We start from the raw sequence: 20,422 nt of genomic DNA, 5'->3' as shown, positions 1-20,422 counted from the left end.
GTGCAGCCTACCAGCGCCGGCGCTCGCGCGCCCGCGCCATGGGCCAGAATGTTATTCATTTTGGTTCTAAGTCGCGTGTAACGGGGATGACGGTGGGGGTCAGAGCCCCTGCGAGGGTCTGCCCCCGGGGTCGGATCCCCGAAGGGGCTCTGACCCCATCCCGGGCAGATTCAGGGATGGTCCAGCGGCTTCGGCGGCTGCACCCGGTTCAGGCGCTCGCGGTGCAGCAGGTACAGGCCCGAAGCAACGATGATCGCCGCCCCCACCCAGGTGTAGCCGTCCGGCAGCTGGCCCCAGAAGGCCAGGTCCCAGCCGATCACCCAGACCAGGCCGCTGTACTCCAGCGGCGCGATCATCGACGCCTCGCCCAGCTGGAAGGCCTTGGTCAGGGCGATCTGGCCCAGCGCCCCGGCCAGGCCCATGCCGGCGATCAGCGGCGCATGCGCCAGCTGCAGCGGCACCCAGCCGGGAAGGGCCAGCAGCCCGGCACCGATGGCCATGATCACCAGGAACCAGACCACCATCGACTGCGAGGTGTCGGTGCGGGTCAGCAGGCTGACCGTGATCGCGGCCACGGCATAGGCCGTCGCCGCCGCCAGCACCATCAGGCCGGGCACCGAGATGAAGCCGTCCACGCCCGGTCGCAGCACCACCAGCACGCCGATCAGGCCGATGCCGATGGCCACCCAGCGCCGCGGCCCGACCCGCTCACCCAGCAGCGGCACCGAGAGTGCAGCGATCAGCAGCGGCGCAACGAAGTAGATGGTGTAGGCGGTGGACAGCGGCAGGTCGCGCAGGGCGAACACGAAGCAGCCGATCATCGCCATGCCCAGCGCGCCACGCAGCAGGTGCAGGCCCCAGCGCCGCGGCACCAGCGAGCGTGGCCCGGCACTGACCAGCACCCACACCAGCACGAACGGCAAAGAGGCCGCACCGCGCAGGAAGGTCACTTCCAGCGTGGGATAACTGGCCGACAGCTGCTTCATGCCAGCGTCCATCAGCGAGAAACAGGCGACCGCCGCGACCATCCAGGCCACCGCGCGCGAAGGGGAGCGTTGCACGTTCATGGCCCATTATCGCCGACCGCGCGCCCCGCCGGGCGCCGGGCATGGGCGCCGCGATAGAATGGCCGCCACTGAATTCCGCGGAGCCACGCCCATGCCTTCCTTCGACGTCGTGTCTGAAGTCGACACCCACGAACTGACCAACGCCATCGACCAGGCCAACCGCGAACTGGCCACCCGCTTCGATTTCAAGGGCGTCGACGCGAAGTTCGAGCGCGATGGCGATGTGATCAACCAGTTCGCGCCGACCGAATTCCAGCTCAAGCAGATGAACGACATCCTGCGTGCACGCCTGGCCGCGCGCGGCATCGATGTGCTCAGCCTGGAGTTCGGCGACATCGAGACCAACCTGGCCCAGGCCCGGCAGAAGATCACCGTCAAGCAGGGCATCGAGCAGAAGATCGCCAAGAAGATCGCCGCCGCGCTGAAGGAAGCGAAGCTGAAGGTGGAGAGCCAGATCAACGGCGACAAGCTGCGTGTGCAGGGCAAGAAGCGCGATGACCTGCAGGACGCCATCGCCGTGCTCAAGGCCGGCAAGTTCGAGCTGCCGCTGCAGTTCAACAATTTCCGCGATTGATCTGCCCGCCGGGCATGGCCCGGCGGACTGCAACGTCAACCGCGCAGCAGCTTGTACAACGTCGTGCGCGAGATACCCAGCTGGCGTGCGGCCAGGCTCAGATTGCCGTCCGCCGCCTGCGCAGCACGGCGCGCCGCGTCACGCTGCTGATCACGCAGCAGCGGTGCATCCATCGCCACCGCTGAAGGCCGTTGCGCGCTGCGGCCAGCGACCTTCCGCGGCGCCTGCAGGTGCTGCAGGTAAACCGCACTGCTCTCGCCTACCCGCACCCGATGCGGCGCTCCGGGTTGCAGCAGGCGTCGCCGCTGCGCAGCGCTGGCACCGGCAAAGACCGTCTCAAGATTCAACAACGGCAACGGCCCCCGACGCGGCAGGCCCAGCAGGCGCCGCGCAACACGGTTGGCCGCGCGCAGTTGGCCGTCCTCCTGCACCGCCAACAGGCCCTGCAACGGTGACGCCAGCCAACGTGGATCGTGCTGCAGCGCCAACAGGTGCACGTCGGCAAGCGTGTGGAACAGCCGGTTCTCGCTGGCCAGAGCGGCCTGCCGGAAATAGCCCTGCAGCAACGAGGGATCGCGCTCACCCAGGCCGGTGATATCGATCACTCCGCATACCTGCCCCTCAAGATCATGCAGCGGCTCGCTGAGGCAGAACACCGGCGCAAAGCGCTGCAGGTAGTGCTCGTTGCCGCGTACCAGCGCCGGCACGTCGTCAGCCAGGCTCACCGCCGGGGCGGTAGTACCGATCTCCGTCTCCCCCAGCCGCCGACCGACCTGGATCGGTCGCAGCAGGGGCGCATCTTCCAGGCCATGGGCCTGCTGCGCGATCACCACGCCTTCGCGATTGGCGCAGAACATCGTCCATCCACGCCCACCAAAGGCAGCCCACAACTGTTCCAGCTCCGGCCGCACGCAGCGCGCCAGCCGGCGGTCGCCGGGATCGGAAAGATGCCGGCCATCGCCCAGCAACGGACGGTACTCCGGCTCCTGCCCGGGCAGCAGGCCTGCCGCGCGTGACCGCAGCCATGACTGCTGCAGTGGCAGCGGCAACACGCCCAATGAGCGCGGATCGCCCTCCGCGAAGGCGGCACGTGCCGCCATCAACTGCTGCTGCCCGACTGTCGTGGCCATCATGGAGGCAGCGTACACCCGTCGGCGGCAACGCCACGTTACGTTCCGACAACGGAATGTTTCCGCCAGCGGTTCAAACAAGGGGTCAAAGCCGTTTTCCTTTGGAAAACGGATCCGACCCCGTGCCGACCAACGGTCGGCACCCACCAACAGCCGCGGGAACCTGTCGAAGGCGGGGTGGGTCCGGTTGCGGGGGCGTGAGCGCCACGGATGGCGCGACCGAGCCTACACGGACGTATTCACGGCGTCCCCCGCAACCGGCCCCACCCCGCCATCCCACGGAATGCCCGCTTTTGCTTTTGCCGTTGCTTCGGCGGGTGCAGGGCGCAGCCCTGCAATCCCACCCTCTGCTCAGGCCGCGATGCGCAGAATCGGCTTGAGCGTGATTCCCTTCGTACTGTCCTCCGCCGCCTGGTTGATCTGTTCCAGCGGATAGAACTTCACCAGCTTGTCGAACGGGAAGCGGCCCTGCAGGAACAGCGTGACCAGCTGCGGAATGAACACCTGCGGCACGCTGTCGCCTTCCACGATGCCGCGGATGCTGCGACCACCGAGCAGCAGGTTGTTCACATCGAAACTGGCGGTGGTGCCCAGCTTCGGTGCGCCGACCACGCCCATCATGCCCAAGCCGCCCAGCGCCTCGATACCCGCCGACAGCACCTCAGGGCGACCGGTCGATTCCAGCGCGAAGTCCGCACCACCGCCGGTAATCGCGCGTACGGCCTCGATCACGTCGGTTTCGCGGCTGTTCACCACGTGGGTGGCGCCCAGTTCCAGCGCCAGCTCCAGCCGCGAGGGCACCACGTCGATGGCGATGATGGTGGTGGCACCGGCCACCTTCGCCGCCATCACCGCACTCAGGCCCACCGCGCCGGCACCGTAGCTGGCGAAACTGCTGCCCGACCGCACCTGCAGCGAATTGAGCACCGCACCGGCACCGGTCTGGATGCCGCAGCCCAGCGGGCCCAGCAGTTCCAGCGGCGCATCGTCGGGTACCTTGATCGCGTTGATCTCGCGCGCGATGGCGAAGGTGGCAAACGAAGACTGCGCGAAGAAATGGTCGTGCAGCGGCTGGCCCTGCGCATCGGTGATCGCGGTATGGCCGTGGCCATCATCGCCACCGAAGTTCAGCGCAAAGAAGTCATTGCAGTAGGCACCGTGGCCGCCCCGGCAGGGATTGCAGTGACCGCAGGCGCCATAGGTCAGCACCACATGGTCGCCCACCTTGAGGTCGCGCACGTTCGGGCCCACCGCCTCGACGATGCCAGCCCCCTCATGGCCGAGCACTGCCGGCAGCGGCACCGGGTAGTACTGGTCGCGCACGATCAGGTCGGTGTGGCACAGGCCCGTCGCCACCACCTTCACCAATACCTCGTCGTCCTGCGGGCCACGCAGCCGGGCCTGCTCGATGACGAAGGGCTGTTCTTTGCCGCGGACCACGGCAGCGGTGATCTCGTGGGTTGTGGTCTTGTCGTTCATCGTGATGGCTCCTTCGATCAGATCGGGTAAGCGGGCGCTTCGCCCTTGACGGTCAACCACTGCCACTGGGTGAACTCCTCCCCGTTGGCGGGGCCACCGATGCTGGTGCCGTTGCCGGACGCACCGACGCCGCCGAACGGGTTGATCACTTCGTCGTTCACGGTCTGGTCATTGATATGCAGCAGGCCGGTGCGCAGGCGCTCACCGAGTTTCAGCGCGCGCCCGACATTGCTGGACACGATGGCCATCGACAGGCCGTACTCGCTGTCGTTGGCCAGGCGCACGGCATCCTCGTCATCGTCGAACGGCACCACCACCGCCACCGGTGCGAAGATTTCCTCGTTGAACGCCGGATTGTCGGCAGAGACGTTGCCAAGCACGGTCGGTGCGAAGAACAGATCGCGATGGGTACCGCCCGCCTCCAGCGAGGCACCGGCCTGCACGGCCTGTTCGACCACGCGCGTGGCGTGGTCACGCTGGCCAGCATTGATCAGCGGGCCGATCGCCACGTCTTCGCGCGCCGGGTCGCCCACCTTCAGCGAATTGGCCTTGGCCACCAGCTTCTGCAGGAACGCGGCATGGATCTTCCGCTGCACCAGCACGCGGCCGGTCGCCATGCAGATCTGGCCCTGATGCAGGTACACGCCCCATGCGGTGTTGGCCACCGCCAGGTCGAGGTCGGCATCGTCGAGAATGATCAGCGAGTTCTTGCCGCCCAGCTCCAGCGAGACCTTCTTCAGGTGCTTGCCCGCCGCTTCGCCGACCTTGCGTCCAGCTGCGGTGGAACCGGTGAACTGGATCATCGCCACGTGCGGATCGCTGGTCAGCGCTGCACCCGCTGCGCCATCACCGGGCAGCATGTGCAGAACCCCCGCCGGCAGACCGGCCTGTTCGAACAGGCGTGCGATCACCGCGCCGCCGCACACCGCCGTGCGCGGGTCCGGCTTTAGCACCACGGCGTTGCCCAGCGCGATGGCCGGCGCCACCGCGCGCATGGCCAGGTACAGCGGGAAGTTGAAGGGCGAGATGACGCCGACCACGCCCAGCGGCCGGCGTCGCGCCAGGTTCAGCCGACCCGGCTCCGAGGGCAGGATCTCGCCGGTGCTGCGCGACGGTAGCGCCGCAGCTTCGTGCAGCGCCTTGATCGTCACCTTTGCTTCGAAGCCGGCCTTGAGCCGTGTCGAGCCGCTTTCGCGCACCAGCCACTCCACCAGGGTGTCGATGTGTTCCTCGGCCAGGCGTGCCGCGTTGCGCAGCACCTCTGCGCGCTGCTCGTAAGGCGCGGACGCCCACGCCTGTTGCGCCTGTGCAGCGGCCGCCGCCGAGCGCGCTACCTGCGCCGGGTCGGCCAGGCCGATTTCGCCGAGGGTGTTGCCGGTGGCCGGCTCAATCACCGGCTGCCGTTGCTCGGCCGCCTGCCAGTGACCATCGAAGAAGGCGCCGGCCCAAAGGGCATCCGGCAGCCACGGAGAAGATGCAGTCATGGGTGTCCTCCTGTGTCGTGCGCCCATTCCACGCCCGCCGTCCGCGGCAGGCAATCGGCCATCCACCGGCCGCCCGCAAGGGCTTGAATCGGCGGGGATTTCCAGCATGACGACTGTCCAGTTCCTGCACAGTGAACAGCGCGGCGGCGGCACACTGCCTACAATGTCCGCCCCGCCAGCCGACGTGCCCGCCATGACCGATGCCCACCTGCCCACCGATGACCCGATCGCCGCCACCCGCCTGTGGCTGGAGCGCATCGTCATCGGGCTGAACCTGTGCCCGTTCGCCAAGGCGGTGTACGTGAAGGACCAGGTCCGTTTCGTGCTCAGTGATGCGACCACGCCGGAAGCGCTGGTCGAACAGCTGGCCGAGGAGCTGGTGCTGCTGCGCGATACGCCGGCCGAGCAGATCGATACCACGCTGATCGTGCATCCGCAGGTGCTGACCGATTTCCTCGACTACAACGACTTCCTCGACAACGCCGACGCCGCGATCGAGGCACTGGACCTGCAGGGCATCCTGCAGGTGGCCAGCTTCCATCCGGATTACCAGTTCGAGGGCGTGGCCGCCGACGACGCCAGCAACTACACCAACCGCGCCCCCTTCCCCACCCTGCACCTGCTGCGCGAGGACAGCGTGGCGCGCGCGGTGGACGTCTATCCGGACCCGGACGTGATCGTCGAGCGCAACATCCAGACCCTGGACCGCATCGGCGTGGACGGTTGGCATCGCCGCCTGCGTGGCGACGACCTGTCATGAGCGGCGTGCCGCCGATTGCCGCATGGCTGGCCGCGCCGCTGTCGGGCAAGGTGGTGATTGTCACCGGGGGTGCCAACGGCATCGGCCGCGGCATCGCGCAGGCCGTGCTCGGTGCCGGTGGCCGCGTGCTGATCGGCGACCTGGACGTGGAGGCCGGCGAAGCGTGTCTGGTGGAATGGCAGCGCGGTGATGACGCCGCGTTCCAGCGCCTGGACATCACTGACGAAGCCAGCGTGCGCGCGTTCATCGCCGTGGCGCTGCGTCGCTTCGGCCGCATCGACGGGCTGGTCAACAATGCCGGCATCGCAGGGCCACACGGCACGCGGCTGCAGGACATGGAGTGGGACGAGTGGCAGCGCCGCCTGTCGTCGCTGCATGGCGCCTTCCTGTGCAGCAAGCACGCGCTGCCCGCGCTGTCGGCCAGTGCCGCCGGCGCGATCATCAACATCGCTTCGACCCGTGCCTGGCAATCGGAGGCGCACAGCGAGGCCTATGCGGCGGCCAAAGGCGGGCTGGTCGCGTTCACCCATGCGCTGGCGATCAGCGCCGGCCCGGCGGTGCGGGTGAACAGCATCAGCCCCGGCTGGATCGGTACCACGGCCTGGCAGGCACCCTCGCGCCGCCACGAGCCCGATTACTCGGCCACCGACCACGCCCAGCATCCGGTCGGCCGGGTCGGCCGCCCTGAAGATATCGGTGCACTGGGGGTGTATCTGCTGTCCTCGCTGTCCGGCTTCACCACCGGACAGGACTTCATCGTCGACGGCGGCATGACCCGGAAGATGATCTACGCCGAATAAGCACCGCTTTCCGGTGGGTGCGGACCTTGGTCCGCACCATTGCCGGAAAGTGCCAACCAAGGTTGGCACCTACCAGAGCGGTTCACGCCATGCCCGAATGGCGCAGCAGCGCGTCGATCTGCGGTGAGCGGCCGCGGAAGGCCTTGAAGTTCTCAGCCGCCGGGCGGCTGCCACCCCGCGACAGGATCTCATCGCGGAAGCGTGCACCGGTTTCCGCGAGCGCCTGCGGCGCTTCCTCGAACGCGGCGTAGGCATCGGCGCTCAGCACCTCGGCCCACTTGTAGCTGTAGTAGCCAGCCGCATAGCCCCCCGCGAAGATGTGGCTGAACTGGTGCGGGAAGCGGTTCCAGACCGGCGGATGGTTCACCGCCACCTCCGCGCGCACCCGATCAAGCAGCGCCAGCACGCTGTCCTGCGCCGGCTCGAACTGGCTGTGCAGCAGCATGTCGAACAGGCCGAATTCCAACTGGCGCACGGTCGCCATGCCGCTATGGAAGTTGCGTGCAGCCAGCATCCGTTCGTACAGCACGCGTGGCAGCGGCTCGCCACTGTCCACGTGCGCGGTCATCGCCTGCAGGTGATCCCACTCCCAGCAGAAGTTCTCCATGAACTGGCTGGGCAGCTCCACTGCATCCCATTCCACGCCATTGATACCGGCCACGCCCAGTTCGCCGATGCGGGTCAGCAGCTGGTGCAGCCCATGGCCCATCTCATGGAACAGCGTGGTCACTTCGTTGTGGCTGAAGGTAGCCGGCTTGCCATTGGCACCACGACCGAAGTTGCACACCAGATAGACCAGCGGCGTCTGCACGCTGCCGTCCGCGCGCACGCGGCGGTTGCGGCAATCATCCATCCAAGCACCACCGCGCTTGCCTTCGCGCGCGTACAGATCCAGATAGAACTGGCCAACGAGCGCGCCCTGTCCGTCGACCAGGCGGAAGAAGCGCACGTCGTCATGCCACACCGGTGCGCTGTCCTCCTGCACACGCAGGCCGTACAGCTGCTCGATCACCGAGAACAGGCCACCCAGCACCTTCGGTTCGGTGAAGTACTGCTTCACGTCCTGCTCGGAATAGCTGTAGCGCGCCTGCTTCAGGCGGTCGGCGGCGAAGGCCAGGTCCCAGGCCTGCAAAGACTCGATACCCAGCTGCTCGCGCGCAAACTGCTCCAGCTCGGCGCGGTCCTTGTCCGCGAACGGCTTGGCGCGTGCAGCGAGGTCACGCAGGAAGCCGAGTACTTCGGCCGGGTCCTGCGCCATCTTGGTCGCCACCGAATAATCGCCGTACGAACCGAAGCCGAGCAGCGCCGCCAGTTCCGCGCGCAGGGCGAGGATGCGGTCGATATTGCCGCTGTTGTCCAGCGCGTCGTCGCCGAATTCGGATGCGCGCTGCGCGCTGGCGCGATACAGGATCTCGCGCAGGTCACGGTCCTCGCCCCAGGTCTGCACCGGCAGGTAGCACGGCATCTGCAGGGTCAGTTTCCAGCCTGCTTTCCCATCCTTTTCTGCCGCCGCGTGCGCGGCGGCCTTCACGTCATCGGGCAGGCCGGCCAAGCGCGCTTCGTCCTCGATGATCAGCGACCACGCATCGGTAGCGTCCAGCACGTTCTGCGAGAACTTTGCCGACAGCGCCGACAGTTCCTCCTTGATCGTGGCGAAGCGCTGCTGGGCCTCGGGCGCCAGTTCGGCGCCCCCCAGGCGGAAATCGCGCAGGGTGTTGTCCAGCACCTTGCGCTGGGCCTCGTCGAAGGTCGCCGCCTCGGGGCTGCCGGCCAGTGCCTGGTACTGGCGATACAACGCCAGGTTCTGGCCCAGTGCACTGGCAAAGCGGGTCACCCGCGGCAGGTTGCTGTTGTAGGCCTCGCGCAGTTCCGGCGTGTTGACCACGCCCTGCAGGTGGCCGACCAGGCCCCAGGCGCGCCAGAGGCGTTCGGTGGCATCGTCCAGCGGGGTCACGAAGGTCTGCCAAGTGACCGGCTGCACCTGCTCGGCGGCGCTGACTGCGGCTTCCGCCTCGGCCAGCAGCACATCCAGCGCCGGCGCCACGTGCTCCGGGCGGATCGCCTCGAAACGCGGCAGGCCGGAAAAATCGAGCAGGGGGTTGGCAACGGTCACGGCAGGTCTCCAGGGTACGGGCCCGGCGGGCGGGCAGCCCGATAGATATGGCGCTGGCAGGCGTGGCTGACAAGGGGTCTCGGCCCGGCATTCACGTCGGCCTTACGGTCGCGCACCGAAGCTGTGGCTGCGGGGGAGTCCGCAGGGGTACGCACCGAACGAGGCCCTACATGGAAGGTCTGGCTGCAGTTGTATCCGCCTCACCTGCCCGGTCACTGGCATTGTCCGCCAGCCCGGCCGAACTGGCCTGGATCGCCGCATTGTGCGATGCCGGCGACGACGCCCCGCGTCACCTGCATCAGCTGCAGGCAGTGCTGCAGCAGGGCGGCACGTTCAGCGATGCCCAGGAGTGGTACCCGTTCGAAGTGATCGAACGCGGCGCCAGCCAGCTGCGGCTGGGCCATGAGCGCGAGTTCGTGATCTGCGTGCTGCTGTGGCTGCAGGCGTTGGCGCAGGGCCGCGCCAGCACGCTGGACCCGAGCCTGCATCTTGATGACCGCGCGATGGACATCGAGGCGCTGCCCGATGCCCTGCGTGATGCGGTGCTGGATGCGTTCACCGCGGCAGGGTATTGAGACGCCATCGTGATCGCCGGGCGTGGCCCGGCGACAACGTCGACCGTCCTACAGCACTTCCAGGCTGCACCACGGCAATGCCGGCAGCCCCTGCCCGGCCACCGCCGCCGCCAGTTGCGCATCGGCGCCGTCGACATCAATGCCCTGCCGCGCGTACCACGCCGGGTCGTAATAGCTCTGCGCGTAGCGCTCGCCGCTGTCGCACAGGATGCTGACGATGCTGCCCTGGCGGCCCGCCTCGCGCATCCACTGCGCGGCCTGCAGCACGCCGATGAAGTTGGTGCCGGTGGAGCCACCGACGCGGCGGCCCAGCTGGCGGCTGACATGGCGCATCGCGGCCAGGCTCAGCGCATCGGGTACCTTCACCATCGCATCCACGCTGGTAGGGATGAAACTCGGCTCCACCCGCGGGCGGCCAATACCTTCCACGCGCGAACCACCGCTGCAGGTCAGGCCACGCCAGTCCTGTTCACCGGCCACGGCCGCCTTGTAGCCATCGAAGAACACCGACACTTCCGGGTCCGCGCACAGGATGCGGGTGTCATGCCGCCGGTAGCTGACATAGCGGCCCAGCGTAGCGGCGGTGCCGCCGGTGCCGGGGCTGCACACGATCCATTCCGGAACCGGGCTGGGCTCCTCGGCCATCTGCTTGAAGATGGATTCGGCGATGTTGTTGTTGGCACGCCAGTCGGTGGCGCGCTCGGCATAGGTGAACTGGTCCATGAAGTGGCCGCCGGTTTCACGGGCCAGTTTTTCCGAATCACAGTTGAGGTCGCAGGCACGCTCGACCAGATGGCAGCGACCGCCATGGAATTCGATCGCCGCGATCTTCTCCGGCGAGGTCGTGGCCGGGATCACCGCAATGAACGGCAAACCGAGCAGTCGCGCGAAATAGGCTTCGGAGACAGCGGTCGAGCCGCTGGACGCCTCGATCACCGGCCGCCCTTCGCGCAGCCAGCCATTGGCCAACGCATACAGGAACAGCGAGCGCGCCAGCCGATGCTTCAGGCTGCCGGTGGGATGGCTCGATTCATCCTTCAGGTACACATCGATGCCCTCGAACCCGGGCAGCGCCAACGGGATCAGGTGGGTATCGGCGGAACGGTTGAAATCGGCTTCGATCTTGCGGATGGCGGCGGCCACCCATTCACGCTGCGACATGGCGGGCAATCGTTGTCAGGACGGAACGGTGCGATCCGGTCATTGTACGTCGCAGTGCCGTCAGGTGCTGGCCGGTAGAATGGCGCCATCCGGCCGGCAACGGCCCTGTCTGAAGGACCTCCCCATGACCATTCCCGCCCTGCGCGATGTCCCCGGCGTCGCCGCCCAGGCCCCGGCCGAAACCACCGGCTTCGTGTTCAACCACACCATGCTGCGGGTGAAGGACATCACCGCCTCGCTGGACTTCTACACCCGCGTGCTCGGCTACCAGCTGATCGACAAGCGCGACTTCCCGGAGGCCCAGTTCAGCCTGTACTTCCTGGCCTACGTGCCGGCCAACGTCACGGTGCCGGAAGATGACAACGCCCGCCGCCTGTGGATGGCCGGCCTGACGGGCGTGCTGGAACTGACCCACAACCACGGTACCGAAACCCAGGATGGCGCGGTCTACCACGACGGCAACAGCGATCCGCGCGGCTTCGGCCACATCTGCGTGTCGGTGCCGGACATCGAGGCTGCCTGCCAGCGCTTCGAGGACCTCGGCGTGACCTTCCAGAAGCGCCTCACCGACGGCCGCATGAAGAACCTGGCCTTCATCAAGGACCCGGACGGCTACTGGGTCGAGATCATCGCCAACGCCTGACCCGGAAAAGGGCACAATTCCGGAAGCGCCGGGCCATGCCCGGCGGCCTTGAGCAGGCCGCGCTGCGTGCTCGCCGGGCACAGCCCGGCGCTACCGACTCCGTCCCCTTTTTCGCGAGGTTCGTATGGAAACGATGGAACTGCACCGTGGCCGCCTGATCGACCACATCCAGCTGGTGGTGCGTGACCTGGCCGCCAGCCGCCGTTTCTACCAGGCGGTGTTCGACACCATCGGCATCCCGGTGGCCGGTGAGGGCGATGACTACTTCTGGGCCGACGAGCTGTTCATTTCCAGCGCCAGCAGCGAGGCCGCAGCCGGCCAGCTGACCGGACGCCACCACCTCGCGTTCCAGGCCCGCGACACTGCCACCGTCGATGCCTTCCACAGCGCCGCGATTGCCGCCGGCGGCATCGACAACGGCGCGCCCGGCGAACGCCCCTACCACCCGGGCTACTACGGTGCGTTCGTGCTCGATCCCGACGGCAACAACATTGAAGTGGTCTACCACGGCCCGGCCAACTACAGCGCCGACTCGGTGAAGGTCACTTTCTGATATCACCGAAGCCGTGAACGAAGAAGCCGGGCAATGCCCGGCCTCTCTGCTTCCAACGATGCTGCCCTCAGTGGGCCGCCATGTAGATGTCCTGCAGCACGGCCTTTTCCAGTTCCAGCTCGCCCAGCAGGTTCTTCACGATGTCGCCCAGGCTGAGGATGCCGACCAGGCGGGCGCCTTCAGTGACCATCAGATGGCGACGCCGCGAGTACGTCATCAGCGACATGGCCTGCTTCAGGGTGGCCTCCGGCGCGATACCTTCCAGGCCGGTGGTCGGCACGCTGGAAATCACCCGACGGCCAGCCTGAGGGCCGTCGTCGGCCAGCGTGCGCACGATGTCCTTTTCGGAAATAATGCCCACCGGGGCATCGTCCTTCATCACCACCAGCGCAGCGATCCTGTTCGCGCTCATCTTGTGGGCGGCGGCACCGATGGTGTCTTCGGCGTCGATGGTGATGACAGCTTCTTTCTTGGATTGCAGGAGTTCGCGGACGTTCATTCTTGTTTCCTGGTGCAGGTCACTGAAGTCAAAAAAGTGTGCTCTTCCGATGCGCCCCCTCCCCGGGAACAGACCTTTCAGCGCACGTCTGGCGCACCCGGCTGCCGGTGGAATGCATCGACAGGCGACGTGCTGCAACGCGAACGAGGCGGGTTCAACAGCACAGCCCGTATCTCGGTCAAATCGATTCTACGACTGCGTCCCTCGGTCGCTACCGGCATCGATGGGACAGTCCGTCGTGGGAACCAACCGACGATCCAGAGAATGGCACCGTGGCTGAAACCGCCGCTGAATACTGGCGGTGCCACGCGTTAAAGATTGAGTGCGTCCTGCCGAACGCGGGCAGAACACCCGGCGGCTGTCCCACTTGCCACCGCTACCGACGCAAACGAAAGGGGCCCACGCGGGGCCCCTTCGCTTTCAGCATCCAAACAAGCCGACGGGTGTTACTCCACCGTCACGCTCTTGGCCAGGTTGCGCGGCTTGTCCACGTCGGTGCCACGTGCCAGCGCGGTGTGGTACGCCAGCAACTGGACCGGAATGGTGTGCACGATCGGGCTGAGCACGCCGGCATGGCGCGGCGTGCGGATCACATGCACGCCTTCGGACGCGTTGAAGTTGCTGTCCTGGTCGGCGAACACGAACAGTTCACCGCCACGCGCACGCACTTCCTGCATGTTCGACTTCACCTTTTCCAGCAGGCTGTCGTTGGGCGCGATCACCACCACCGGCATGTCCTCGTCCACCAGCGCCAGCGGGCCATGCTTCAGCTCGCCTGCCGGGTAGGCCTCGGCGTGGATGTAGGAGATTTCCTTGAGCTTGAGCGCGCCTTCCAGCGCGATCGGGTAGTGCAGGCCACGGCCCAGGAACAGCGCGCTGCTCTTGCGCGCGAAGCGCTCGGCCCAGGCAGCGATCTGCGGCTCCATGTTCAATGCATGCTGCACGCTGCCCGGCAGGAAGCGCAGCTGCTCCAGGTAGTCCGCTTCCTGCGCCGCGTCGATGCGGCCATTCAGCTTGCCCAGCACCACGGTCAGCTGGAACAGTGCCGCCAGCTGGGTGGTGAATGCCTTGGTCGAGGCCACGCCGATCTCGGCACCGGCACGGGTGTAGCAGACCAGTTCGCTGGCGCGCGGAATCGCACTTTCCGGCACGTTGCAGATCGACAGCGTGTGCTTGTGGCCGAGCGACTTGGCGTACTTCAGCGCTTCCATCGTATCCAGCGTTTCGCCGGACTGGGAAATGGTGACGATCAGGTGCTTCGGGTTGGCATACGCGGCGCGATACCGGTATTCGCTGGCGATTTCCACGCTGCACGGCAGGCCGGCGATGGCCTCGATCCAGTAGCGCGCGGTCAGGCCGGAGTAATAGCTGGTACCGCAGGCAATGATCTGCACGCCCTCGATGCCCGACAGCACGGCCTCGGCGTTCTTGCCGAACAGCTCGGCCGGGAAACCACCGGCATCGATCGCCGCCTCGATGGTGTCGCCCAGCGCACGCGGCTGCTCGTGGATTTCCTTCTGCATGAAGTGGCGGTACGGGCCCAGCTCCAGCGATGCCAGCGACACGTCCGACAGATGCACGTCGCGCTCGACCGGCTGGTCGTGCTCGTCGAAGATGCGCACGCCGTCACGCCGGATTTCGGCGGTGTCACCCTCTTCCAGGAAGATCACCTTGCGCGTGGCCGAGATCACGGCCGAGACGTCCGAGGCGACGAAGTTCTCGCCTTCGCCCAGGCCGATCAGCAGCGGGCAGCCCATCCGCGCGCAGACGAAGCGCTCCGGCTCGGCGCGGCTGACCACGGCCAGCGCGTAGGCGCCGGTCAGTTCCTTCACCGTGTGCTGCAGCGCCACCAGCAGATCGTCGCCATCCTTCAGGTGGTGGTGGATCAGGTGTGCGATGACTTCGGTATCGGTCTGCGACTCGAACGTGTAGCCCATCGCGCGCAGCTTCTCGCGCTGCTCTTCGTGGTTCTCGATGATGCCGTTGTGCACCAGCGCCACGCCCTGGCTGATATGCGGATGCGCATTGGCCTCGGTGACACCACCGTGGGTGGCCCAGCGGGTATGGCCGATGCCCAGCACCGCGTTGAAGCCCTCGGCCTCGGCCGCCGTGGCCATTTCCGACACTCGGCCGGTACGACGCACGCGACGCACCTCCGACCGCTCGGCATGGTCGATCACCGCGATACCCGAGGAATCGTAACCACGGTACTCAAGGCGCTTCAGACCCTCGATCAGCACCGGCACCACGTCGCGATCGGCGATCGCACCCACGATTCCACACATGTCACGCGTTTCCTTGAAGACGATCGCGGCATTCTAGCGTGCGTGTCCGCCTTCCCCCTCCTGTCCGCTTAATGAAAGTGTCCGGAAAGGTGTCCGCGGACACCCGGACACTTCGAACAACCATCCAACCCATTGAACCGAAAGGGATAAAAGTTGGCACGCTACGTGCTTCGTACTGGCTACCACCGTCAGGCACGCACCCGATGATCCGCGACACTTCCGCACAGGACCAGATCGTTTCCTCCGCCCCGGCCGGCACCCATCGTGCAAACTGGCACCGTTACCGCTGGCCCGCGCTGGGCGCCATCGCACTCCTCGCTGGCATCGGCTGGGCGGTGCATGCCTGGTCCAATGCCAGCCGCTCCTTCGACAGCAGCCGCGTGCGCATCGCCGAAGTGAAGCGTGGCGATCTGGTCCGTGACATCGCCGCCGATGGCCGCGTGATCGCCGCCAACAGCCCGATCCTGTATGCCATCTCCGCGGGCACCGTGGACCTGAAGGTGGTCGCCGGCGATGTGGTGAAGAAGGGGCAGGAGCTGGCGATCATCGACAGCCCCGAACTGCGCAGCAAGCTGGCCCAGGAACAGGCCACCCTGGCCGGCCTGGAAGCCGAGGCCAGCCGTGCCGCGCTGGACGCCACCCTCGCCCGCGCCAAGTCGCGCAAGGAAACCGACCAGGCCACCATCGAACGGCAGGCCGCCGACCGCGACCTGCAGCGCTACCAGCGCGGCTACGACGGCGGCGCGGTGCCGCAGATCGACCTGGCCAAGGCCAAGGACTCGCTGAAGAAGGCCGACATCACCCTGGCCAACGCCACCACCGATGCCCGCCTGCAGAGCCAGGGCGCAGACCTGGATGCCCGCAACAAGCGCCTGCTGGCCGATCGCCAGAAGGCCGTGGTGGCCGAAGTGCAGCGCCAGGTCGATGCACTGACCCTGCGTGCACCGTTCGACGGCCAGGTCGGCCAGGTGCAGGCGGTGCAGTCCACCAACCTGGCCGCCAACGCCCCGGTGCTGGGTGTGGTCGACCTGTCCAAGTTCGAAGTCGAGATCAAGGTGCCGGAGAGCTTCGCCCGCGACCTGGCGATCGGCATGCCGGCACAGCTGACCGGCGGCAACGGCCAGCCGTTCCCGGGCGAGATCAGCGCGGTGTCGCCGGAAGTGGTCAACGGTGAGGTCAATGCCCGCGTGCGCTTTGCCAGCGCGCAGCCGGAAGGCCTGCGCCAAAGCCAGCGGATGTCGGTGCGCGTGCTGCTCGATACCCGCAGGAACGTGCTGAAGGTCGAGCGCGGTCCGTTCGTCGAACAGGGCAATGGCGTGGCCTACGTGATGGATGGCCGCACCGCCGTGCGGCGTCCGGTGGAACTGGGCGTCAGCAGCCTGGGCGAAGTGGAAATCAAGTCGGGCGTGCAGCCAGGCGACCGCATCGTGGTCTCCGGCAGCGACCTGTTCAAGGACGCCGAACGCGTCTCCGTCAACTGATACCTGATACCTGAATCCTGGAGAGAGGACACCCCATGTACATGCTCGAAATGCGTTCGGTCGCCAAGGTCTTCCGCACCGAACAGGTGGAAACCCACGCGTTGCGCTCACTGGAACTGCAGGTCAAGGAAGGCGAGTTCGTCGCCGTCACCGGCCCGTCCGGCTCCGGCAAGACCACCTTCCTCAACATCGCCGGCCTGCTGGAAACCTTCACCAGCGGCACCTACATGCTCGACGGCCAGGATGTGAGCACACTGGGCGACGATGCCCGCAGCCGCCTGCGCAACCAGAAGATCGGCTTCATCTTCCAGGGCTTCAACCTGATCCCGGACCTCAACCTGTTCGACAACGTCGACGTGCCGCTGCGCTATCGCAAGATGAGCGCAAACGAGCGCCGCGAACGCATCGAGAAGGCGCTGACACAGGTCGGCCTCGGCTCGCGCATGAAGCACTACCCGAACGAGCTGTCCGGCGGCCAGCAGCAGCGTGCGGCGATCGCACGCGCCCTGGCCGGCAGCCCGCGCCTGCTGCTGGCCGACGAGCCGACCGGCAACCTGGATACGCAGATGGCCCGCGGTGTGATGGAACTGCTGGAGGAAATCAACGCCGCCGGCACCACCATCGTGATGGTCACCCACGACCCGGAACTGGCCGCACGCGCGCAGCGCAACGTGCACATCGTCGATGGCCAGGTCACCGACCTGGTGCGCGAGCCGGTGCTGGCCACGCCGGTGCGCCACATCGTCGCCGTCAACGACTGAGGGCCCGACCATGTTCGCCTACTACGCCCGATTGGCGGCGCGCAGCTTCCGCCGCAACAAGGTCCTGACCGCGCTGATGGTGATCGCCATCGCGCTCGGCATCGGCGCCTCGATGACCACCCTGACCGTGTTCCACGTACTCTCCGGCGATCCGATTCCGGACAAGAGCGACCGCCTGTTCTACGTGCAGCTCGATCCCGGCCCCCGAGGTGGCTACGTGCCCGGTGAGGAACCCAATTCGCAGATGACCCGCTTCGATGGCGAGGCCCTGCTGCGCGAAGCCAAGGCCGAGCGCCAGGCGCTGATGAGCGGTGGCGGCGGCACCATCGAGCCGGACGGCAGCACCCTGCAGCCGTTCTCGATCGATACGCGCTGGACCTCCGCTGATTTCTTCCCGATGTTCGACGTGCCGATGCAGTACGGCCGTGCCTGGACGCGCCAGGACGACGACGGCCGCGCACGCGTGGTGGTCATCTCCAAGGCCCTGAACGACAAGCTTTATCAGGGCGGCAACAGCGTCGGCAAGGACATCCGCATGGATGGCCAGAGTTTCCGCATCGTCGGCGTAATGAAGGAATGGAATCCCGAACCGCAGTTCTTCGACCTCACCACCGGCAGCTTCGGCAAGGACGAGGATCTGCTGCTGCCTATGTCCACCTCGATGGACCTCAAGCTGGGCAGCAACGGCAACATGAACTGCTTCGGCGAAAACCCCGACGGCGACAGCTATTCGGTAAATGCCCCCTGCACCTGGCTGCAGTACTGGGCCGAGATGGACCCGGGCAAGGCCGACGACTACCGCCGCTACCTGGAAAACTACTCCAGCCAGCAGCGTGAGGCCGGCCGCTTCGAGCGCCCGCCGAACGTGCGCCTGCGCAACGTGATGGAGTGGCTGGACTTCAACGGTGCGGTGCCCAGCGATGTGCGCCTGCAGCTGTGGCTGGCGCTGGGCTTCCTCGGCGTCTGCCTGGTCAACACCGTGGGCCTGCTGCTGGCCAAGTTCCTGCGCCGCAGCGGTGAGATCGGCGTGCGCCGCGCGCTCGGTGCCAGCCGCGGCCAGATCTTTCTGCAGTGCCTGGTGGAAGCCGGGGCGGTGGGTGTGGTCGGCGGCGTGCTCGGCATCGGCGTGGCCCTGCTCGGCCTGTTCGCCGTGCGTCAGCAACCCGTGGACTACGCCAAGCTGGCCCACCTGGACGGCAGCATGCTGCTGCTGGCCATCGGCCTGACCCTGTTTGCCAGCCTTGCTGCCGGTTTCCTGCCCGCCTGGCGCGCGATGCAGGTCACCCCGGCCATCCAGCTCAAGTCGCAGTAAGTACCGGAACGAGGACTCCCATGGACATCCGCCCCATCCTCAGCACACTGCGCCGGCACAAGACCGCTGCCGCACTGATCGTGCTGGAAGTCGCCCTGACCTGTGCCATCGTCTGCAACGCGCTGTTCCTGGTCAGCCAACGCGTGGAAAAGATCAGCATGCCCAGTGGCATCGCCGAGAACGAACTGGTGATGGTCCGCGTCAGCGGCATCGGCAAGCAGACCAACGGCATGGCCCGCACCCGCGAGGACCTGGCGTCGCTGCGCGCGATCCCCGGCGTCACCGGCGCCACCATCATCAACCAGGTGCCGTTCCGCAGCGGCTCGTCCAGCAGCAGCATCCAGCGCCAGCAGGACCAGGAGCAGCCGACCACCCAGGCATCGATGTACACGATGTCCGAGGATGGCATCCGCACGATGGGCATCAACGTGATCGCCGGGCGTGACTTCCTGCCCGACGAGTACATGGACTACGCCGTCGTCTCCAAGGCCGGTTCCAAGGACAAGGCGGTCCCGGTGATCTTCAGCCAGGCCACCGCCGCGAAGATGGAGCCCGACGGCAGCGCGCTGGGCAAGACCTACTACATGGGCAAGCAGCCGCTGCATGTCGTCGGCATCGTCGACACCCTGACCACGCCCACTGGCTGGGACGACAACTGGAACGAGTCGATGCTGATGCCGCTGCGCCGCGGCTTCGACGAAGGCGGCACCTACATGTTGCGCACCGCACCCGAGCGCCGCGATGAAGTGCTCAAGGCCGCCGTCGCCGCGCTGGAGCGCAACGATGCCAATCGCCTGATGCGCGACAAGAAAACCTACGAGGAACAGCGCAAGGACTTCTTCAAGAACGACCGCGCCATGGTCGGCCTGCTGCTGACGGTGTCCATCGCCCTGCTGGTGGTCACCGCACTGGGCATCATCGGCCTGGCCAGCTTCTGGGTGCAGCAGCGCAGCAAGCAGATCGGCATCCGGCGTGCGCTGGGCGCGACCCGCGGGCAGATCCTGCGCTACTTCCAGACCGAGAATTTCCTGCTGGCCACGCTGGGCATTGTGCTGGGCATGCTGGCGGCTTATGCGATCAACCTGGCCCTGATGAACCTGTACGAGCTGCCGCGCATGCCGCTGTACTACCTGCCGCTGGGTGCGCTGCTGCTGTGGGTACTGGGCCAGATCGCCGTGTTCGGTCCGGCACGGCGTGCGGCGGCGGTACCGCCTGCGGTCGCCACGCGGGGCGCGTGAGATGCGTGCCTGCGTGATGTGCCTGATGCTGCTTCTGCCACTGCCGGCGCTGGCCGGCGGTGGCAACGCGCAGGCACTGGAATGGCGCCAGGATGCCGCGCGGCTGTCGCTGCGCTCGACCGAGGGCCAGGTGCGCGTGGAGGCCGCCAGCCCGGAGGCGCGCTTCGGCGTGCGCCGCGGCGACCGCATCCTGCGCGTGGACGACACGGCGGTGCGCCGGGTCGAACACCTGGCCGAGGCCCTGCGCCACTCCTACGCGGCCACCGCCTATCTGTTGCTGAGACGCGACAAGCGCGAACTGACGGTGGCGGTCGACGCCGCAGCCTGGCGCCAGACACTGCAGGTGCCGCCGCCACCTGCGCCGCCACCGGCCCCGGCCCGTCCCCGGCGCTGAGCGCGGGCCGCTCCTGCACAGCCACTGCTTTGGCTATGCTGGATGGGTGGCGCCGGGCTCTCCCGGCGTACGGACACGAACGGCTCCAACGGCGCCGCCCCTCCCTTTCTGCA

Annotated in this window: 19 protein-coding genes; 11 read left to right on the top strand and 8 right to left on the bottom strand. The window is 67.0% G+C overall.

The window, feature by feature from the left end:
- Window positions 1-170: 170 nt before the first annotated feature.
- A complete protein-coding gene (locus AC5P8Z_RS11525) occupies window positions 171-1,067 on the bottom strand; it encodes a DMT family transporter (protein WP_142806776.1) in 897 nt (298 codons plus the stop codon).
- Window positions 1,068-1,158: 91 nt separating this feature from the next.
- Here AC5P8Z_RS11525 and AC5P8Z_RS11520 point away from each other — a divergent pair, with 91 nt between their 5' ends.
- On the top strand, window positions 1,159-1,641 hold the full coding sequence (locus tag AC5P8Z_RS11520) for a YajQ family cyclic di-GMP-binding protein (protein ID WP_005419468.1): 483 nt from the start codon (window positions 1,159-1,161) through the stop codon (window positions 1,639-1,641).
- A gap of 35 nt (window positions 1,642-1,676) precedes the next feature.
- Here AC5P8Z_RS11520 and AC5P8Z_RS11515 read toward each other — a convergent pair whose 3' ends face one another.
- The 3 genes from AC5P8Z_RS11515 to AC5P8Z_RS11505 all read right to left on the bottom strand — a co-directional run bounded on the left by AC5P8Z_RS11515 (window position 1,677) and on the right by AC5P8Z_RS11505 (window position 5,734).
- Window positions 1,677-2,774 carry a helix-turn-helix domain-containing protein gene (locus AC5P8Z_RS11515; RefSeq protein WP_495229071.1) on the bottom strand — a complete coding sequence of 366 codons (1,098 nt, stop codon included), beginning with the start codon at window positions 2,772-2,774 and terminating at the stop codon, window positions 1,677-1,679.
- A gap of 348 nt (window positions 2,775-3,122) precedes the next feature.
- A complete protein-coding gene (locus tag AC5P8Z_RS11510; protein WP_286069962.1) occupies window positions 3,123-4,250 on the bottom strand; it encodes an NAD(P)-dependent alcohol dehydrogenase in 1,128 nt (375 codons plus the stop codon).
- Between the two features lie 17 nt (window positions 4,251-4,267).
- Window positions 4,268-5,734, bottom strand: a complete 1,467-nt coding sequence (locus AC5P8Z_RS11505; RefSeq protein ID WP_495229070.1) for a benzaldehyde dehydrogenase — start codon at window positions 5,732-5,734, stop codon at window positions 4,268-4,270.
- Between the two features lie 193 nt (window positions 5,735-5,927).
- Here AC5P8Z_RS11505 and AC5P8Z_RS11500 point away from each other — a divergent pair, with 193 nt between their 5' ends.
- Together AC5P8Z_RS11500 and AC5P8Z_RS11495 are read left to right on the top strand one after the other, a co-directional pair.
- Entirely contained in the window at window positions 5,928-6,494 is a 567-nt protein-coding gene (locus tag AC5P8Z_RS11500) for a DUF1415 domain-containing protein (RefSeq protein ID WP_164147128.1), read from the top strand.
- Window positions 6,491-7,294, top strand: coding sequence for an SDR family oxidoreductase (locus AC5P8Z_RS11495; RefSeq protein ID WP_495229069.1), 804 nt, complete (start codon window positions 6,491-6,493; stop codon window positions 7,292-7,294). The genes AC5P8Z_RS11500 and AC5P8Z_RS11495 overlap by 4 nt, the downstream gene beginning before the upstream one ends.
- 82 nt (window positions 7,295-7,376) lie before the next feature.
- Here the strand turns inward: AC5P8Z_RS11495 and AC5P8Z_RS11490 are convergent, their stop codons facing one another.
- Entirely contained in the window at window positions 7,377-9,407 is a 2,031-nt protein-coding gene (locus tag AC5P8Z_RS11490; RefSeq protein ID WP_495229068.1) for a M3 family metallopeptidase, read from the bottom strand.
- Between the two features lie 170 nt (window positions 9,408-9,577).
- On the opposite strand from AC5P8Z_RS11490, the gene AC5P8Z_RS11485 reads away from it, so the two are divergent.
- Window positions 9,578-9,982 carry a hypothetical protein gene (locus tag AC5P8Z_RS11485; protein WP_343229517.1) on the top strand — a complete coding sequence of 135 codons (405 nt, stop codon included), beginning with the start codon at window positions 9,578-9,580 and terminating at the stop codon, window positions 9,980-9,982.
- Window positions 9,983-10,030: 48 nt separating this feature from the next.
- Here the strand turns inward: AC5P8Z_RS11485 and AC5P8Z_RS11480 are convergent, their stop codons facing one another.
- Window positions 10,031-11,143, bottom strand: coding sequence for a PLP-dependent cysteine synthase family protein (locus AC5P8Z_RS11480; RefSeq protein ID WP_495229067.1), 1,113 nt, complete (start codon window positions 11,141-11,143; stop codon window positions 10,031-10,033).
- A 124-nt stretch (window positions 11,144-11,267) separates the two neighbouring features.
- Between AC5P8Z_RS11480 and gloA the strand changes: the two genes are divergently transcribed.
- Together gloA and AC5P8Z_RS11470 are read left to right on the top strand one after the other, a co-directional pair.
- Window positions 11,268-11,786, top strand: a complete 519-nt coding sequence (gene gloA, locus AC5P8Z_RS11475) for a lactoylglutathione lyase (RefSeq protein ID WP_286069969.1) — start codon at window positions 11,268-11,270, stop codon at window positions 11,784-11,786.
- Between the two features lie 124 nt (window positions 11,787-11,910).
- Window positions 11,911-12,339 (top strand): VOC family protein, encoded by a 429-nt coding sequence (locus AC5P8Z_RS11470; protein WP_286069970.1) that lies wholly within the window; start codon window positions 11,911-11,913, stop codon window positions 12,337-12,339.
- 67 nt (window positions 12,340-12,406) lie between these two features.
- Here AC5P8Z_RS11470 and AC5P8Z_RS11465 read toward each other — a convergent pair whose 3' ends face one another.
- Window positions 12,407-12,838: a CBS domain-containing protein gene (locus AC5P8Z_RS11465; protein ID WP_279939423.1), complete on the bottom strand. Its 432-nt coding sequence runs from the start codon at window positions 12,836-12,838 to the stop codon at window positions 12,407-12,409.
- A 446-nt stretch (window positions 12,839-13,284) separates the two neighbouring features.
- Window positions 13,285-15,123 carry a glutamine--fructose-6-phosphate transaminase (isomerizing) gene (gene glmS, locus AC5P8Z_RS11460; protein ID WP_495229066.1) on the bottom strand — a complete coding sequence of 613 codons (1,839 nt, stop codon included), beginning with the start codon at window positions 15,121-15,123 and terminating at the stop codon, window positions 13,285-13,287.
- Between the two features lie 203 nt (window positions 15,124-15,326).
- Between glmS and AC5P8Z_RS11455 the strand changes: the two genes are divergently transcribed.
- From AC5P8Z_RS11455 to AC5P8Z_RS11435, 5 genes are read left to right on the top strand one after another with little or no spacing between them, the layout of a single operon-like run.
- Window positions 15,327-16,604, top strand: a complete 1,278-nt coding sequence (locus tag AC5P8Z_RS11455) for an efflux RND transporter periplasmic adaptor subunit (RefSeq protein ID WP_495229065.1) — start codon at window positions 15,327-15,329, stop codon at window positions 16,602-16,604.
- A 35-nt stretch (window positions 16,605-16,639) separates the two neighbouring features.
- Window positions 16,640-17,365 carry an ABC transporter ATP-binding protein gene (locus AC5P8Z_RS11450; protein WP_295567020.1) on the top strand — a complete coding sequence of 242 codons (726 nt, stop codon included), beginning with the start codon at window positions 16,640-16,642 and terminating at the stop codon, window positions 17,363-17,365.
- 10 nt (window positions 17,366-17,375) lie between these two features.
- The gene (locus AC5P8Z_RS11445; protein WP_495229064.1) at window positions 17,376-18,677 is read left to right on the top strand and encodes an ABC transporter permease; all 1,302 of its coding nucleotides are present in this window, start codon (window positions 17,376-17,378) and stop codon (window positions 18,675-18,677) included.
- A 20-nt stretch (window positions 18,678-18,697) separates the two neighbouring features.
- On the top strand, window positions 18,698-19,915 hold the full coding sequence (locus AC5P8Z_RS11440; protein ID WP_495229063.1) for an ABC transporter permease: 1,218 nt from the start codon (window positions 18,698-18,700) through the stop codon (window positions 19,913-19,915).
- Between the two features lie 16 nt (window positions 19,916-19,931).
- The gene (locus tag AC5P8Z_RS11435) at window positions 19,932-20,309 is read left to right on the top strand and encodes a PDZ domain-containing protein (RefSeq protein ID WP_495229172.1); all 378 of its coding nucleotides are present in this window, start codon (window positions 19,932-19,934) and stop codon (window positions 20,307-20,309) included.
- Window positions 20,310-20,422 lie beyond the last annotated feature (113 nt).

The organism is Stenotrophomonas sp. YJH_SMC_17 (genome assembly GCF_059371655.1).
Note: the sequence above shows the minus strand (reverse complement) of the source record. Positions and strands in the feature narration are given on the sequence as shown.